The organism is Aeromonas sp. WP2-W18-CRE-05, assembly GCF_014168615.1.
Taxonomy (GTDB): domain Bacteria; phylum Pseudomonadota; class Gammaproteobacteria; order Enterobacterales; family Aeromonadaceae; genus Aeromonas; species Aeromonas caviae.
The window spans coordinates 560,376-576,431 of record NZ_AP021917.1; the positions used below are offsets into that span (position 1 = coordinate 560,376).

At 57.7% G+C, this 16,056-nt stretch carries 16 protein-coding genes; 15 read left to right on the plus strand and 1 reads right to left on the minus strand.

Going from position 1 to position 16,056, the window contains the following annotated elements:
• The first annotated feature begins 11 nt into the window (after positions 1 to 11).
• The 3 genes from H7R73_RS02775 to H7R73_RS02785 are packed head-to-tail and all read left to right on the plus strand — an operon-like array spanning position 12 to position 1,662.
• Positions 12 to 392: a hypothetical protein gene (locus H7R73_RS02775; protein ID WP_175429470.1), complete on the plus strand. Its 381-nt coding sequence runs from the start codon at positions 12 to 14 to the stop codon at positions 390 to 392.
• The gene (nhaR, locus tag H7R73_RS02780) at positions 379 to 1,311 is read left to right on the plus strand and encodes a transcriptional activator NhaR (protein ID WP_010673095.1); all 933 of its coding nucleotides are present in this window, start codon (positions 379 to 381) and stop codon (positions 1,309 to 1,311) included. The genes H7R73_RS02775 and nhaR overlap by 14 nt, the downstream gene beginning before the upstream one ends.
• Positions 1,312 to 1,359: 48 nt before the next feature.
• The gene (locus tag H7R73_RS02785; protein WP_029313781.1) at positions 1,360 to 1,662 is read left to right on the plus strand and encodes an ArsR/SmtB family transcription factor; all 303 of its coding nucleotides are present in this window, start codon (positions 1,360 to 1,362) and stop codon (positions 1,660 to 1,662) included.
• Between the two features lie 48 nt (positions 1,663 to 1,710).
• Here H7R73_RS02785 and rpsT read toward each other — a convergent pair whose 3' ends face one another.
• The gene (rpsT, locus tag H7R73_RS02790; RefSeq protein WP_005308808.1) at positions 1,711 to 1,974 is read right to left on the minus strand and encodes a 30S ribosomal protein S20; all 264 of its coding nucleotides are present in this window, start codon (positions 1,972 to 1,974) and stop codon (positions 1,711 to 1,713) included.
• Positions 1,975 to 2,165: 191 nt separating this feature from the next.
• Between rpsT and murJ the strand changes: the two genes are divergently transcribed.
• From murJ to H7R73_RS02850, 12 genes are all read left to right on the plus strand, one after another.
• Positions 2,166 to 3,728, plus strand: coding sequence for a murein biosynthesis integral membrane protein MurJ (gene murJ / locus H7R73_RS02795; protein WP_048209144.1), 1,563 nt, complete (start codon positions 2,166 to 2,168; stop codon positions 3,726 to 3,728).
• Between the two features lie 209 nt (positions 3,729 to 3,937).
• On the plus strand, positions 3,938 to 4,912 hold the full coding sequence (gene ribF, locus H7R73_RS02800) for a bifunctional riboflavin kinase/FAD synthetase (protein WP_048209146.1): 975 nt from the start codon (positions 3,938 to 3,940) through the stop codon (positions 4,910 to 4,912).
• The gene (gene ileS / locus H7R73_RS02805; RefSeq protein WP_103260844.1) at positions 4,912 to 7,773 is read left to right on the plus strand and encodes an isoleucine--tRNA ligase; all 2,862 of its coding nucleotides are present in this window, start codon (positions 4,912 to 4,914) and stop codon (positions 7,771 to 7,773) included. Before ribF ends, ileS begins: the two co-directional genes overlap by 1 nt.
• The gene (gene lspA, locus H7R73_RS02810) at positions 7,773 to 8,276 is read left to right on the plus strand and encodes a signal peptidase II (RefSeq protein WP_010673100.1); all 504 of its coding nucleotides are present in this window, start codon (positions 7,773 to 7,775) and stop codon (positions 8,274 to 8,276) included. Before ileS ends, lspA begins: the two co-directional genes overlap by 1 nt.
• On the plus strand, positions 8,273 to 8,725 hold the full coding sequence (gene fkpB, locus H7R73_RS02815) for an FKBP-type peptidyl-prolyl cis-trans isomerase (RefSeq protein ID WP_041210958.1): 453 nt from the start codon (positions 8,273 to 8,275) through the stop codon (positions 8,723 to 8,725). Before lspA ends, fkpB begins: the two co-directional genes overlap by 4 nt.
• A complete protein-coding gene (ispH, locus tag H7R73_RS02820; RefSeq protein WP_039039990.1) occupies positions 8,725 to 9,660 on the plus strand; it encodes a 4-hydroxy-3-methylbut-2-enyl diphosphate reductase in 936 nt (311 codons plus the stop codon). Before fkpB ends, ispH begins: the two co-directional genes overlap by 1 nt.
• A gap of 110 nt (positions 9,661 to 9,770) precedes the next feature.
• Positions 9,771 to 10,178, plus strand: a complete 408-nt coding sequence (gene tppA, locus H7R73_RS02825; protein WP_039039991.1) for a type IVa pilus pseudopilin TppA — start codon at positions 9,771 to 9,773, stop codon at positions 10,176 to 10,178.
• Between the two features lie 3 nt (positions 10,179 to 10,181).
• The gene (pilV, locus tag H7R73_RS02830; RefSeq protein WP_103260843.1) at positions 10,182 to 10,745 is read left to right on the plus strand and encodes a type IV pilus modification protein PilV; all 564 of its coding nucleotides are present in this window, start codon (positions 10,182 to 10,184) and stop codon (positions 10,743 to 10,745) included.
• Positions 10,742 to 11,743, plus strand: coding sequence for a PilW family protein (locus tag H7R73_RS02835; protein WP_081332015.1), 1,002 nt, complete (start codon positions 10,742 to 10,744; stop codon positions 11,741 to 11,743). The genes pilV and H7R73_RS02835 overlap by 4 nt, the downstream gene beginning before the upstream one ends.
• The gene (gene tppD / locus H7R73_RS02840) at positions 11,740 to 12,183 is read left to right on the plus strand and encodes a type IVa pilus pseudopilin TppD (RefSeq protein WP_042014886.1); all 444 of its coding nucleotides are present in this window, start codon (positions 11,740 to 11,742) and stop codon (positions 12,181 to 12,183) included. Before H7R73_RS02835 ends, tppD begins: the two co-directional genes overlap by 4 nt.
• 11 nt (positions 12,184 to 12,194) lie before the next feature.
• Entirely contained in the window at positions 12,195 to 15,770 is a 3,576-nt protein-coding gene (locus H7R73_RS02845) for a pilus assembly protein (protein WP_442859279.1), read from the plus strand.
• Positions 15,767 to 16,051 carry a TapY2 family type IVa secretion system protein gene (locus H7R73_RS02850; protein WP_039039995.1) on the plus strand — a complete coding sequence of 95 codons (285 nt, stop codon included), beginning with the start codon at positions 15,767 to 15,769 and terminating at the stop codon, positions 16,049 to 16,051. The genes H7R73_RS02845 and H7R73_RS02850 overlap by 4 nt, the downstream gene beginning before the upstream one ends.
• Positions 16,052 to 16,056: the final 5 nt, after the last annotated feature.

A 16,056-nucleotide genomic window follows, 5' to 3' on the forward strand; every position in this document is an offset into this window, starting at 1 on the left:
GATGGTTAGTCATGCTGGCGAGCCCTGCACTCTGGGCAGATAGTCTGGCCGATTGTCAGCGGGATGCCACCTCGGCAAGTTGTTCTGCCTATCTCAACGGGGTGGTCGACAGCGCACTCATGCTGGGGGACTCTCAGGTAAAAGCCCGGTTCGGAGAGACCTTCGCCGAACGGGCACTGAGCAGTCGTGCCGGCGAGCGAGTCAAGCTGTCCAACAAGCGCTATTGCACCGAGCGAATGCCGGATGCCGGTCGTCTCAAGGCCCATCTGCAGGCACAGTTCGACGCGAACAAGGTTGACTCGATCAGCGACATGTATGACATTCTGGCGGTTGAACTCAGCTGCTACCGGAGCCCGCCTGGCGCGGGAACCCCATCGGATGTCACACCTTAACTACAACCATCTCTACTATTTTTGGATGACTCAGAAGAAGGGCTCCGTCACGCAGGCGGCGGAAGCCCTCTTTTTGACCCCACAGACCGTGACCGGTCAGATCAAACTGCTTGAGCAGCGTCTTGGCGGCAAGTTGCTGATCAGAAAGGGGCGCTCCCTTGAGGCCACCGAGCTTGGCCAACTGGTATTTCGCTATGCGGACAAGATGTTCAGCCTCTCCTACGAGATGCTGGATATCGTCAACTACCGCAAGGAGAGCCAGATCCTGTTCGACGTGGGCATCGCCGATGCACTCTCCAAGCGTCTCGCCAGCCGGGTACTGCTCTCCGTGATCCCCAATGACGGTTCCATTCACCTGCGCTGCTTCGAGTCGACCCATGAACTGCTCCTGGAGCAGTTGAGCGAGCACAAGCTCGACATGATCCTCTCTGATTGCCCGGTGGACTCCAGCCAGCATGCCGGGTTGCTGTCCAAGCGTCTGGGGGGATGTGGCGTCAGTTTCTTCTGCAAGGCGCCTTTGCCCTCCCAGCCTTTCCCTGCTTGCCTGGAAGAGCGCAAGCTGCTCATCCCGGGCCGCCGTACCGCCATGGGTCGTCAACTGACCCAGTGGTTCGAGCAGCAGGGGATTTCCCCCAGTATTCTGGGAGAATTCGATGATGCGGCGCTGATGAAGGCGTTCGGCTTCTTCAACCAGGGCATCTTCATGGCTCCGACCATCTATCGGGAAGAGATCCTGGAGGGGGAGGAGGTGATGCTGCTAGGTGAAACCCAGGATCTGATGGAGGAGTATTACGTCATCTTTGCCGAGCGGATGATCCAACATCCTGCGGTTAAGCGAGTATGCGAGAGTGATTTCTCCTTCCTCTTTGCCGGGCAGGAGGATTTCACGGCCATTCAGCCGGCAAGCCTCTCGTTTTAAATCGACGGTGACGGCGCTATGATGCCTGTCTTGGAAGAGGAGGGTGAGATGCAATTGGAAGAGATGGAAGCGAATGCCGGGCGTGCCGTCACCCTGCTCAAGGCATTGGCCAATGAGCGACGGCTGTTTATCTTGTGCCAGTTGCTGGATAGGGAGCTGTCGGTCGGCGAGCTGAACGAGGTCTTGGGATTGAGCCAGTCAGCCATGTCGCAGCATCTGGCGGTGTTGCGCCGGGATGAGCTGGTGGCGACGAGGAAGGAAGCCCAGACGGTCTATTATTCCCTGCGCAGCCATGAAGTGCGTGAGATGATCGGACTGTTGCACAGACTGTACTGTAGCGACCCCAAATAAAAAACCGGCACTAGGCCGGTTTTTTCAGCTTTCATCAGCGGATGCTGATTAAGCCATGGCTTTGATCTGGGCAGACAGGCGGCTCTTGTGACGAGCTGCTTTGTTCTTGTGGATCAGGCCTTTGGTCGCCATACGATCCATGATCGGCTGAGCAACAGCGAAAGCGGCAGTGGCAGCAGCCTTGTCACCAGAGGCGATGGCAGCGATCACTTTCTTCAGGTAGGTACGGGTCATGGAACGACGGCTGGCGTTGTGCTGACGACGTTTCTCTGACTGAAGAGCACGCTTCTTAGCAGATTTGATGTTAGCCAAGGTAAAACTCCTAAAACTGTCTTAGCGAGTGTATTGAAAAGGCCCGGAAATATGCCTTCCCAACCACATATTGTCAAATGATTTGTGCAAATAAACACCGCCCCCCGGTGGTGTGTCAGATGGGAGACGGTTAAACTGTCGGCCGATTCTAACAGCATTCTTTTCTTTCCGACAGTTCCAGAGGCCTCGTCTTGAGTAAGAAATTGATCAAATCCGGCATGATAGTGTCCGGAATGACGCTGGCATCCCGTGTGATGGGCTTGGTGCGCGATGTGGTCATCGCCAATTTGCTCGGTGCCGGGGTGGCCGCAGACGTCTTCTTCTTCGCCAATCGCATTCCCAACTTCTTGCGCCGGCTCTTTGCCGAAGGGGCATTCAACCAGGCCTTCGTGCCCGTGATGACGGAGTACAAGAAAAATGGTGACGAGCAGGCGGTTCGGGAGTTGCTGGCGGCGGTGGCGGGCACCCTGGGTGGCATCGTCACCGTGGTCACCTTGCTCGGGGTGCTGGGTTCCGGTGTCCTGACGGCCCTCTTTGGCTGGGGCTGGTTCTGGGACTGGCTGCACGGCGGACCGGCGGCGGAGAAGTTCGAGTTGGCCAGTCTGATGCTCAAGATCACCTTCCCCTATCTCTGGTTCATCACCTTCACCGCCATGGCGGGGGCCATTCTCAATACCTTTGGCCGTTTTGCCGTGTCCTCCTTCACGCCGGTGTTCCTCAACATCACCATGATTGCGGCGGCCTGGTGGATAGCGCCCTTGATGGAGCGCCCCGAGATCTCCCTGGCGATCGGTGTCTTCCTCGGCGGTCTGGTCCAGTTTTTGTTCCAGTACCCTTTTCTGCGCCAGCTCAACATGCTGGTCTGGCCCAAGTGGGGTTGGCACCATCCCGGGGTGGTGAAGATCCGTACCCTGATGATCCCGGCCCTGTTCGGCGTGTCGGTCAGCCAGATCAACCTGCTGATCAACACCATGCTGGCCTCGTTTCTGGCCACCGGCGCCATCAGCTATCTCTACTACTCTGACAGGTTGCTGGAGTTCCCCCTCGGCCTCTTTGCGGTGGCCATCAGCACGGTGATCCTGCCTGCCCTGGCCAGGAAACACGTGGATGCGGATCCGGCGGATTTCTCTCGCACCATGGATTGGGGAGTACGCATGGTGATGCTGCTCGGCTTGCCAGCCATGGTCGGCATCGCCGTGCTGCGCGAGCCCATACTGCGGGTGCTTTTCATGCGCGGTGAGTTCGGTCTGCACGAGGTGAGCATGTCCAGTGCCAGCCTGCTGGCCTCCACTACGGGGCTGCTCTCCTTGATGCTCATCAAGGTGCTGGCCCCCGGTTATTACGCCCGCCAGGACACCAGGACGCCGGTGCGTATCGGCATCATGGCCATGGTAGCCAACATGGTGTGCAACCTTATTTTCATCTATCCGCTCGGCTACGTCGGGCTGGCGCTGGCGACCGCCTGCTCCGGCACCCTGAACGCCGCACTGCTGTTCAAGGGGCTCTATCAGCAGGATGTTTATCGCCCTTCCCGCAACACCGGGCTGTTCTGCCTCAAGCTCTTGGCGGCAACGGTCTTGATGGGGGGGCTTCTGGCCTATCTGTCACCGGATCTCGCCCAATGGGGGGCCTGGAGCATGGGCAAGGCCAGCCTGGAGTTGACCCTGCTGCTCTGCCTGGGCGGAGCGTTGTATGGCATTGTCCTCTTGGCATTGGGGATCCGGCCACGGCACCTGAGAGCCGGTCAGCAATAAGGAGCCAGCTGCAAGGGAGGGGACAGTACAGGGTCGATGGGGGAGCGGTCTCAGGGGCTGTCGGGTTAACCCGCCAACGAGGTGCGATGCTCCTGGCCGAGTCCGAGAAGTGGGCGGGATGGCTAAATCGGCTCAACGGCAGGGCTGACCCTGCCTGCTGCCTGATATATAATCCGCCGATTTCCATGGCAGCAACGCACAAGGCACTGATGGAGCTTATTCGCGGCATTCACAATATCAAGCCCCGTCACCGGGGCTGTGTATTGACCATAGGCAACTTCGATGGGGTTCATCAGGGGCACCACGCGGTGTTGGCCCGTTTGCAGGATAAGGCCGCCCAACTTGGCCTGCCAGCCTGCGTCATGTTGTTCGAACCCCAGCCGCTGGAGCTGTTTGCGGGCAGTGCCGCGCCCGCCCGCCTCAGCCGCTGGCGGGAGAAGTACGAAGCCCTCAAGGGAATGCAGATCGATCGCATGCTCTGCGTGCGTTTCACCCATCGTTTTGCCGAGCAGGCGGCCAGCACCTTCATCGAGCAACTGCTGGTGGAGAAACTCGGCGTGCACTATCTGGTGGTCGGCGACGATTTTCGCTTCGGCAAGGGGCGGGAAGGGGACTTCCACCTGCTGGAGGAGGCCGGTCGGCGCTTCGGGTTCGAGGTGATCAGCACCCAGAGTTTCCAGCTTTCCCGCCAGCGGGTCAGCAGTACGCTGGTGCGCGAGGCCCTCAAAGCGGGCCGCATGGCGGAGGTGGAGTTGATGCTCGGTCGCCCCTATGCCATCAGCGGCCGGGTGGCCCACGGCGACAAGCTGGGGCGCACCATAGGTTTTCCCACCGCGAATCTGGCCCTCAAACGCCAGGTTGTCCCGGTCGGTGGCGTGTTTGCGGTGGAAGTGATATGTTCCGGCAAGACTTTCCCCGGTGTCGCCAATGTGGGTGTACGTCCGACCTTGAGTGGTACACAAGCCAGATTGGAAGTACATCTATTTGATTTTTCTGGTGATCTATATGGTCAGCAGGTCAAGGTGCTGCTTCGCCACAAGCTGCGCGAAGAGCAGAAATTTGACTCTTTCACCGCCTTGAAAGAGCAGATCGAACGAGATGCCCTGGCGGCCCGAGCCTGGTTCGGGCTGCCACAATTTCATTTACCCAGCACTCTTTTAGAAAAGAAGGGAACCCAGGACTGATGAGCGACTATAAACACACCCTGAATCTGCCGGAAACCGAGTTTCCGATGCGTGGCGATCTGGCCAAACGCGAACCCAACATGTTGAAACGTTGGTACGATCAGGATCTTTACGGCGCCATTCGCCGCGCCAAAGCGGGCAAGCCTTCTTTCATTCTGCACGATGGCCCCCCCTATGCGAACGGCAGCATTCACATCGGTCACTCGGTCAACAAGATCCTCAAAGACATCATCATCAAGTCCAAAGGCCTTTCTGGCTTCGATTCCCCCTATGTACCGGGCTGGGATTGCCACGGTCTGCCCATCGAGCTGAAAGTGGAAGGCATGGTCGGCAAGCCGGGCGAGAAGGTTTCCGCCGCCGAGTTTCGCGCCGAGTGCCGCAAATACGCCAAAACCCAGATCGAAGCGCAGAAGACCGACTTCATCCGTCTGGGCGTGCTGGGTGACTGGGAACACCCCTACCTGACGATGGATTTTGGCACCGAAGCCAACATCATCCGCTCCATGGCCAAGATCGTTGAAAACGGCCACCTGCACAAAGGCTCCAAGCCGGTGCACTGGTGTACCGATTGCGGCTCCGCGCTGGCTGAAGCGGAAGTGGAGTACTACGACAAGAACTCTCCCTCCATCGACGTGCGCTTCAAGGCCGTCGACGAGGCTGCCGTTGCCGCCAAGTTTGATTGCGCCGAAGGCCACACCGGCAAGGGCGCGCTCTCTGCCGTGATCTGGACCACCACTCCGTGGACCCTGCCGGCCAACCGCGCCATCGCCATGCATGCCGATCTCGACTACGCACTGGTGCAGGTAGAGGGCGACAATCCCGAGCGTCTGATCCTGGCCGCCGAGCTGGTCAAGGACGTGATGGATCGCGCCGGCATCGAGCACTTCCACAACCTGGGCTATGCCAAGGGTGCTGCACTCGAGCTGCTGCGCTTCAACCACCCCTTCTACAGCTTCGACGTACCTGTGGTGCTGGGTGACCACGTCACTCTGGACGCCGGTACCGGCGCGGTACACACCGCCCCTGGTCACGGTCAGGAAGACTTCGTGGTCGGTCAGAAGTACGGTCTGGAAGTGGCCAACCCGGTTGGCAGCAACGGCGTCTATCTGCCGGATACCGAACTGTTTGCCGGCCAGCACGTGTTCAAGGCCAATGCGGCCGTGGTCGAGGTGCTGACCGAGCGCGGCGCCCTGCTGCATCACAAGGTATTCAACCACTCCTACCCGCATTGCTGGCGTCACAAGACTCCGATCATCTTCCGTGCCACCCCCCAGTGGTTCATCAGCATGGAGCAGAAGGGTCTGCGCAAGCGTGCTCTTGAAGAGATCGAGCGTATCGAGAAAGAGGGCATTGCCCAGCACGGTCAAAGCGGCTGGGTCCCGGCCTGGGGTAAAAACCGCATCCAGGCGATGGTCGAGAACCGTCCTGACTGGTGCATCTCCCGTCAGCGTACCTGGGGCGTGCCCATCTCCCTGTTCGTTCACAAGGATACCCAGGCGCTGCACCCGGAGTCCGTGCGCCTGATGGAAGAGGTGGCCAAGCGGGTCGAGCAGTCCGGCATCCAGGCCTGGTGGGATCTGGACAAGGCCGAGCTGCTGGGCGCGGACGCCGACAACTACGAGAAGGTGCCTGATACCCTGGACGTCTGGTTTGACTCCGGTTCTACCCACGCCTCCGTGGTCGACGCCCGTCCCGAGTTCAACGGCAAGCCGGCCGACATGTATCTGGAAGGCTCTGACCAGCACCGTGGCTGGTTCATGTCCTCCCTGATGATCGGCGTCGCCATGAAGGACAAGGCACCCTACAACCAGGTGCTGACTCACGGCTTCACCGTGGACGGTCAGGGCCGCAAGATGTCCAAGTCCATCGGCAACGTGATAAGCCCTCAGGACGTGATGAACAAGCTGGGTGCCGACATCCTGCGTCTGTGGGTAGCGAGCACTGACTACACCGGTGAGATGACCGTCTCCGACGAGATCCTCAAGCGCTCCGCCGACGCCTATCGTCGTATCCGCAACACTGCCCGTTTCCTGCTGGCCAACCTGAACGGTTTCAATCCGGCGACCGACATGGTGTCGCCTGCCGACATGGTAGTGGTGGATCGCTGGGCAGTGGGCCGTGCCAAAGCGGTACAAGCCGAGATCGTAGCCGCGTTCGATGAGTACAACTTCCACGGCGTGACCCAGAAGCTGATGCAGTTCTGCTCCATCGAGATGGGCTCCTTCTATCTGGATGTCATCAAGGACCGCCAGTACACCGCCAAGGCTGACAGCCTGGCCCGTCGCTCCTGCCAGACCGCCCTCTATCACATCGCCGAGGCCATGGTGCGCTGGATGGCGCCCATCATGAGCTTCACCGCCGACGAGATCTGGGCCCTGCTGCCGGGTGAGCGCGGCGAGTTCGTGTTCACCGAGGAGTGGTACGACGGCCTGTTCGGGCTGGAAGCGGGCGAAGTGCTGAACGACGAGTTCTGGGCCGAGATCCTCACCGTGCGCGGTGAAGTGAACAAGGCGCTGGAAGTGGCCCGTGGCGAGAAGCGCATCGGCGGTTCTCTGCAGGCCGAGCTGACCCTGTTCGCCAAGCCGGAGCTGGCCGCGCGTCTGAACGCCCTGGCCGATGAGCTGCGCTTCGTGCTGCTCACCTCCAAGGCCAAGGTGGTCAGCGTCGATGCTGCACCGGCAGAGGCCGTGGCAACCGAGCGTGATGACCTGTGGCTCTGCGTGGCCCAGTCTGCCGCCGCCAAGTGCGACCGCTGCTGGCACCATGTGGAAGACGTGGGCACTATTGCGGGCCATGAAGAGATCTGTGGCCGCTGCGTCACCAACGTCGAGGGTGACGGCGAAACTCGTCAATTTGCCTGATGAACATGACTCAACATAAAAGCGGCCTGCGTTGGCTGTGGCTGGCGGTGCTGGCCTTCGTACTGGACCAGGCGAGCAAGCTCGCCGTGGTCAAGCTGCTGCCGTTTGGCTACCCGGGGGTGGAGATCACCCCCTTCTTCAACCTGGTCCACGTCTACAACAAGGGGGCGGCTTTCAGCTTCCTGGCGGATCAGGGAGGCTGGCAGCGCTGGTTCTTCGCTGTGCTGGCGTTCGCCATCTGTGGCCTGCTGATCCACTGGCTGCGCAAGCAGTCGGTCACCCAGCGCTGGAGCGGTATCGCCTACAGCCTGATCATCGGCGGGGCGCTCGGCAACGTGTTTGACCGGCTGGTGCTGGGCCATGTGGTCGACTTCCTCGACTTTTACTGGCAGCGCGCCCACTGGCCGGCGTTCAATCTGGCTGACAGCTTCATCTTCATCGGTGCCGCCATGATCGTGCTGGACGGCTTCCGTGGCGAGAAAAAACAGGACGCGACCTCATGAGCCAGCTGATTGCTGCGGACAGCAGCGTGCTGTTCCATTTCTCTATCAAACTGGAAGATGGCTCGGTGGCCGACAGCACGGCGCTGCACGGCAAGCCTGCCCGTCTGCGGATGGGAGACGGCAGCCTGACGCCGAGCTTCGAGCAGTGCCTGCTGGGGTTGCGGGAAGGGGAGAGCAAGAGCTTTACCCTGGCGCCGGAAGAGGCGTTCGGCCTCTCCAATCCTGACAACATCTACCATCTCGATCGCGCCAAGTTCGGTAACGAAGTTGAGCCCAAGGTGGGTACCATCATTCTGTTCGACCAGCCCAACGGCAGCGAACTGCCCGGGATCATCCGGGCGGTGGAAGGGATGTCGGTCACGGTCGATTTCAACCACCCCCTGGCCGGTCACACCGTCACCTTCGAGGTGGAGATCCTGGGGGTTGATGACGAGGAGAAGGTGCACTGATGGATATTCTGCTGGCTAACCCCCGTGGCTTCTGTGCCGGTGTCGACCGGGCCATCAGCATCGTCGAGAGCGCGCTGGAGAAGTTCGGTGCCCCGATCTATGTCCGTCACGAAGTGGTGCACAACCGCTATGTGGTGAACAAGCTCAAGGAGGCGGGTGCCGTTTTCGTCGAAGAGCTGGACGAGGTGCCGGATGACAGCATCGTCATCTTCTCCGCTCACGGTGTCGCCAAGGTCGTGCGCGAGATGGCCAAATCCCGCGCCCTCAAGGTGTTCGATGCCACCTGTCCGCTGGTGACCAAGGTGCACATGGAGGTCCATCGCGCCAGTCGCAAGGGCTCCGAAGCCGTGCTCATCGGCCATGCCGGCCACCCCGAGGTGATCGGCACCATGGGACAGTACGAGAACAGTGAGGGTGGCATGTATCTGGTGGAGACGCCGGAAGATGTGGCCAAACTCAAGGTGAAGAACCCGGACGACCTCTGCTTCGTGACCCAGACGACACTCAGCGTGGACGAGACCTCGGATGTCATCGATGCGTTGCGTGCGCACTTCCCCAAGATCCAGGGGCCGCGCAAGGATGACATCTGCTACGCCACCCAAAACCGCCAGGATGCGGTGCGGGAGATGGCCGGGCTGGTGGACGCCATGCTGGTGGTGGGGTCGCGCAACTCTTCCAACTCCAACCGTCTGAGGGAGCTGGCCGAGAAGGTGGGCGCCAAGGCCTACCTCATCGACGATGCCTCCATGATTGAGCCGCAATGGCTGGACGGGGTTGCCCGTATCGGGGTCACGGCGGGTGCGTCAGCCCCCGATGTGCTTGTTCAGAATGTCATCGCCCGGCTGCGCGAGCTGGGAGGCAAGATAGTGACCGAGCATCCTGGCCGGGAAGAGAATGTGGTGTTTGAAGTGCCGCCCGAGCTTAGAATTATTTGAATGTGGCCAGGATGGCCTGAGAATAAAGAGTTATGTTCCTGATGCCGGATTTGTCGTTGCGACCTATCCGGCATTAGACTATATGAACCGCCAGTCACCAAGGATGGGTTATGATTGGGTTCTATCGAGGCTTTTCTCTCATTGAATTGATGATTGTCGTCGCAATCGTGGCGATTCTTGGCACTATTGCCTATCCCTCCTATCAGCGTTACCTGCTGTCCAGCCACCGAATTGATGCCAAAAAAATGCTGTTGGACGCCGCCAACAGACAAGAAACCTATTTTATGGACTTCAATCGATATACCTCATCCGCAGCCGATTTGAATATCTCGGAGAACTCCGAATCCGGCTTCTATCACCTGGTCATCTCAGCCGGGGTCAATACATACATCCTGTTTGCCACAGCCTCTGGTGCGCAGGGGTCAGACAGCGACTGCATCATTTTCTCCATCGATCAGGATGGCACCCGGAGTGCCACCCGGCTCGGGGATACCGTCAACAATGCTTGCTGGGACTAGGCGATGAAACCACTGCACCATCGACACACGAGGGGATTCAGCCTGCTGGAGGTGATGATTGCGGCCGTGGTGCTCTCCTTCGGCTTGCTGGGATTGGTTGCCATGCAGGTCACCGCCAAGTTTTCCAGCTACGAAGCGCGTCAGCGCACCATCGCCAACTGGCTGGCCAATGATCTGGTCGAACGCGCCAGGATCAACAAAGACAGCTGGGCTGGTCAGGGAACGACAGTGGTATCCGGCAACGCGATCCTGGAAATGCCGAGCTGTGCCAACAACAATGGCACCATGTCGGATTGCAGCAGGACTGAGCGGCAGGCACTGGACCTCTTCTACTGGCAGCAGTCTCTGCTGGGAACCGCGGTATCCGGTGCCGCGTCACCTCTGCAATCTCCGGTCGGCTGCGTGATTCGTGGCGCCAACAACAGTTTGACCATAGGGATCTTCTGGCAGGGGCGGGAGTCTCTGTCCGATGGTGCCGGTGCAGTGGCCGCAGTGCGCAACAGTTGTGGGTTGGGCAATGCAGCAGACAGACAGAGGCGTCAGTTCGTACTGACGACCACACTATGAATGCCCGCGGTTTCACCCTGATTGAATGGTTGATTGCCATGTTGATCGGCGTATTTCTGGTCGGTGGCGGCTTGAGCATCTTCGTGGCTTCCCGTGCCACAACGGAGGATGCATTCGATCAGAGCGAGTTGCAGGAGAACGGGCGTATTGCGATGCGTCTGGTGACACAGGACCTGAAGTGGGCGGGCTTCTGGGGGGACTACACCGGTTCCCCCATGGCAACGGGGCAAGGCGTGACTCTCAGCAGCGGGTCTGCGGTGCTTTCGGCGAACGATTGTCTGGACAATTTGGGGCGTGGCAGCTTGCCGCCCAGCGTGGGAACCAATCGGGGGGTCTGGGTCGCGCGGGTGGACAACAACAGGGCGATTAACGGGGGGGCTTTTGCCTGTATTCCCGTGACGTCACGTGTTGCCAATACGGATGTCATCAGCATCAAGCGATTGATTGGGCAGCCCCTGGCCGATGCCGCAGCTACTGGCAATCGCTTCTATCTTGCTACTACGACGCAAGCGGCGCTGATGTTCAAAGGGGGAGAAACAGTGCCCACGATGACAGATATGCCGGCTCGTCAGCTCTGGGAATACCAGCACTTTATCTATTATCTCGCTCCCAATGCCGCAGGCAACCCGGAGCTGAGAAAGCGTTACCTGACTGCCAATGGGGGCTCGGTTCTGATCGGAGGCCCCATGGCGGAAGGGATTGAGCGCATGACGGTGCTGTTTGGTGTTGACGACACTCCTGTTGCCGATGGGGTCATTGATCGCTATGTCGCGTCTACAAACGTGACCGAGCAGGAATGGAGCGAAGGGCGTGTCGTTGCTGCCCGTGTCTTTATTCTGGTGCGGTCGTCGCAAGCATCCAGCAGCTATGTGAACAACAACATCTATCAGGTAGGCAGTACCAGCGTATCAGGCAATGGGGATGGATTTCGTCGTTTGCTGCTGGAGAGCAGCGTGTCGCTGCGCAACCCGGTGGTCATGACTGGAGGTGGTTCATGAGGTCTCAGCATGGCGTAGCCCTGATCGTCGCTCTGATCATCCTGGTACCTCTGACGCTGATCGCCGTGGTGGTGATGCAGTCCTCCGGGCAGGATCTCAAGATGGCAGGCTCTGCGGCCAATTTCAGGCAGGCAGAACACAGACTGGAAGGCATCATCGAAGCGGCGGTACAGAGCAATAACATATCGACGGTGATTGCAAACATAGGTTCTGCGCAGGGGGCGAGTGCTGCCATCAGTGTCAATAGCAGCAATAATTCAGCCAATGTGGCCCTCACCAATCGCACGGAAACTGTCTGCAAACGCAAGGTGGATGCCAGCAGCAGCAATGTGATTCCTGTATGCAAATATGTCGAGCTACAGGCCGGTGTCAATTATGGAAAATATTCTCGCCCGCTGACCTGGACTGCGGGTGTGGAACAGCCACTGCTCACAAAATAGGAGCGAAGGATATGTGGTTACAACGATTCGGTTCAATTTTATGCTGGTGCAGTCTTGTTTTTGGCATGACGTCAACACGAGCCGATGACACCGAGCTTTTTATATACGACTTTAATAAGGCTGGTGATTTCAGACCTAAAGTGCTGTTGATATTTGATAACTCCGGCAGTATGGCTGACACCATGGAACAGATAAAGGAAGCTTATAATCCAGCGACTGTCTATCCAGCCTTGAGCAATGATCCCGACAAAAGCAATACTAACCGATATATCTATTTTTCAACCGATGGGAGCATTCCCGCTATTAATAGCAACAAGCGTTTCTCTGACAAACTGAACGCTTGTGCCACCTCCAAGGGACCTCTTGCAAGTATCGGTTATTTTCAGTCGCAAGTTTGGACTTATGAAGTGACAAGTGGCAACCCTCCGGGGAGAGGGAGGGGAAGCTGGTATTCAATTAGTGGTTATCAGGAAAACAACATCGACTTGGTCGATTGCAAGCAGGATGTGACCGCAAATAACCCTGCCAACCCATACACAGGTACTTGGAGTGTTGGCACCGGGTATCCGGTCAATAAAACCAGCAATAATCAAGGCTCATGGTTTTATACAGCGGCAACAAGAGACTCTGTTAATGCCAGCAATACGGCCGTGGTGCTTTATTCTGCCAACTATATCAGGTGGTATTACGGGCCTACGGGTTACTCTATAGAATCCCGGCTGCGTATTGCCAAAGATGCAGTCAAAGGATTGATATCATCTGCCCCCGGGGTTGATTTTGGTCTGGCTATTTTCAACAGGAATGACAGTAGCAGTACCAATGGCGGCAGAGTTGTCCGGGATATTCTGGGTAGCGAGATCACGTTGTCAAATGGCAAGACCGGAGAACAAGACCTGCTCGACAGGGTCGAAGGACTGACTGCCAGTACCAACACACCATTATGCGAGACGTTGAGTGAGGCGTATCGCTTCTTCGGGGGACGAAGCGTTGTTTATGGCTTGCAAGGAGGTACGAGAGATACGACCGCCGAAAGCCCGGCTGGTACCTATCAAGCACCCTATGACAACTGCTCAAACAACGGTTACGTCATATACATCACCGATGGAGAGCCGACTCAGGATGGGGATGCCAATACCTTTGTCCAGGGATTGATAAATACATTGTCCAGCGATGAAAAAGCGGCTTATGGCACTACCGTTACTTATGGGTCAGGGAACAGGTCCAGCAGCTATCTGGCCGCATTGGCGGGTTATATGAAACACAAGGATGTGAATGCCGTTTCCCCTGGTACCCAGACAGTCACGACCTTTACCGTCGGGTTTGGTGACGAGGCGATAAGCGGGGCCGGTAATTTGCTTGCTGAAACTGCCCGTCGTGGTGGCGGCGTTTATTATCCGGCAACCAACGCCTCTGCCTTGAGTGATGCGTTGAAGGCATCGCTGCTGGCGATCCTGCGGATCAATACCTCGCTGGTGTCCCCCGCCATTGCCAGCAACAACTTTGACCGGACACGCAGTCTCAACAACATCTATTACGCCATGTTTGAGCCGGATGATGGTCCCAGATGGCGGGGCAATCTGAAAAAACTGATCTTTTCTCCTGACGGCTATGTGGCTGACAGCCGGGGACTGCCTGCTATCAAGTTTGATGGCACCATCATCGACAGTGCCCAGACTTTCTGGTCATCCGGCCGTGACGGGAACGTTGTGGCCGAAGGTGGGGCGCAAGAGATGTTGGCGGGGAAAAGCAACCGCAGCCTCTATGTCATCAACAATGCCCAGAACCGTCTCGATCAGCTGACCAAGGCAAATCTGGTAACGCAGGCTGGCAGTGAAGCCGTGCTCATGACCTTCATGCAGGCAGTTACGACGACTGAACTCGATTCCCTGATCAACTGGACCAAGGGGTTGGATGTCGACGATGAGGACTTTGATACATCAACCCTGATCCGCGCCCATATCATGGGTGACCCCCTGCACTCACGTCCCCTGGTGCTGAACTATGGCCCGCAATCCGGTAACCCGACGGATGCACCGGACTTGCGTATTCTGTTTGGGACCAATGCCGGTTTCCTGCATATGTTCAAGGACATGGGGAGCACCATAGACGAAAGCTGGGCGGCGATACCTTATGAGTTCATGGCCAATCAGAAGGCGCTGCGTCTCAATGCGGAATCAGCCGAACATATCTACGGCGTTGACTCTTCTCCGGTGGCCCTTATCAAAGATGCCAATCGCAACGGGGTGCTGAAATCCTCGGAGAGCGATTTTGTCTGGGTATTCACCGGCTTGAGGAGCGGCGGCAAAGCCTATTATGCATTCAACGTTTCCAGCCCGGATACGCCGACACTGAAATGGCGTCTGAACAGTCTGACGACTGGTTTTGGTGAGCTGGGGCTGACCTGGTCGGTGCCGGAAGTCGCGTTTGTGCCGGGAGTCAGTGATCCCGTGCTTATCTTTGCTGGCGGTTATGACGTGAACAAGAGCGTGCTGGGATTGGGAACCAGTGACAGCATGGGGAGAGGTATCTACATCGTCAATGCCGATACTGGGGCGCTGATATTCAGTGCGACCCCTGCTGCGACTTCAACCAGCAACCTCAGGGTCACGGGGATGACCGACAGTATGCCCGGGTCGGTAGCTACGCTTGACAGCGATGGTGATGGCAAAGTCGATCGCATCTATGTGGGTGATACGGGGGGCAATATCTGGCGCATGGATCTCCCTAGCACCAACAAGTCTGACTGGAGCGTCTTCAAATTTGCCAGCCTGGGGTCGGATGTCACTCAAGCCGATGATCGCCGTTTCTTCACCCAGCCTATCGTGGTGCGTACCATCAACAAGCAGGTCACCCGCACCGTTGTGGGAGGGAATGTGGTCTACTCCTATCAGGATCGTCCCTTTGATGCAGTGCTGATTGGGAGTGGAGACCGCAATCGCCCCTCATCGGAAGCGACCGTCCGCAATGGCTATTTCATGTTGCGTGATTATGATGTCGTGCCGCGTGCCGCCAATGCGCAGACGAGAAGCCCCATCTTGATTACTGACCTTTATGATGTGACCTCTGATCCTTTGTCTGCCCAGACAAACACGGATGGAATATTGGCGACCAAGGCGGGAATTACCACTGCCAAAGGGTGGGTCAATTGGTTGAACGAACCGGGTGAGAAATCCATGGGGGCCGGGGTCGTACTTCAGGGCAAGCTTTACTTCACCTCGTTCCTGCCGCAAGTGCAGTCGTTCCAGCAATGCACCATTCAATCCATCGGGGCTGCACGCCAATACATGGTAGACATGCATTATGGCAGTTCCTTCCGTTATGTGGTTGATCTTGAAGGCAACCAGACACCTGAGCGTTATGTCGAAGTACAGAACAAGGTTGCCGACGATTTGGTGGTGCATGCAGGAGACGATGCCAAGATCCGCATTATTGGAGGCGGTGTCGGGGAAGAGGTCATCCTGAAAGATGAAGGGGATGGTGAGCCTGAGCGTTGTACCGGAGCGGGAGAGTGCAACCAGGGGGCAGAGGAGGCTGAGATGGATATGTCGCCCAAGAAAATTTACCTCTACGAAGGAGAGGCGCAATGAAAACACGCAGCGGGGTGTTGGGTTTGTGCCTCTTGTTATCCGGGTCCGTCTTGGCAGATGACATAAAATGTTATGTCGAGTTGGTTAACGGCCAGAAGGTTGTCCTGCACGGTACTGTGGCAGACAGCACGCCAAAGGCGGTGCAGGATAAATTCAAACAAAGAGGATACGAGGTGGATGGTGCGGTACAGCCTGTGAAGAAAATCCTGGAATGCCGCACTGCGGAGGAAAATTTCCAGTCAAAAGAGGGTCAGCAACAGGATGCCCGTCAACTGCGATAGCGAAG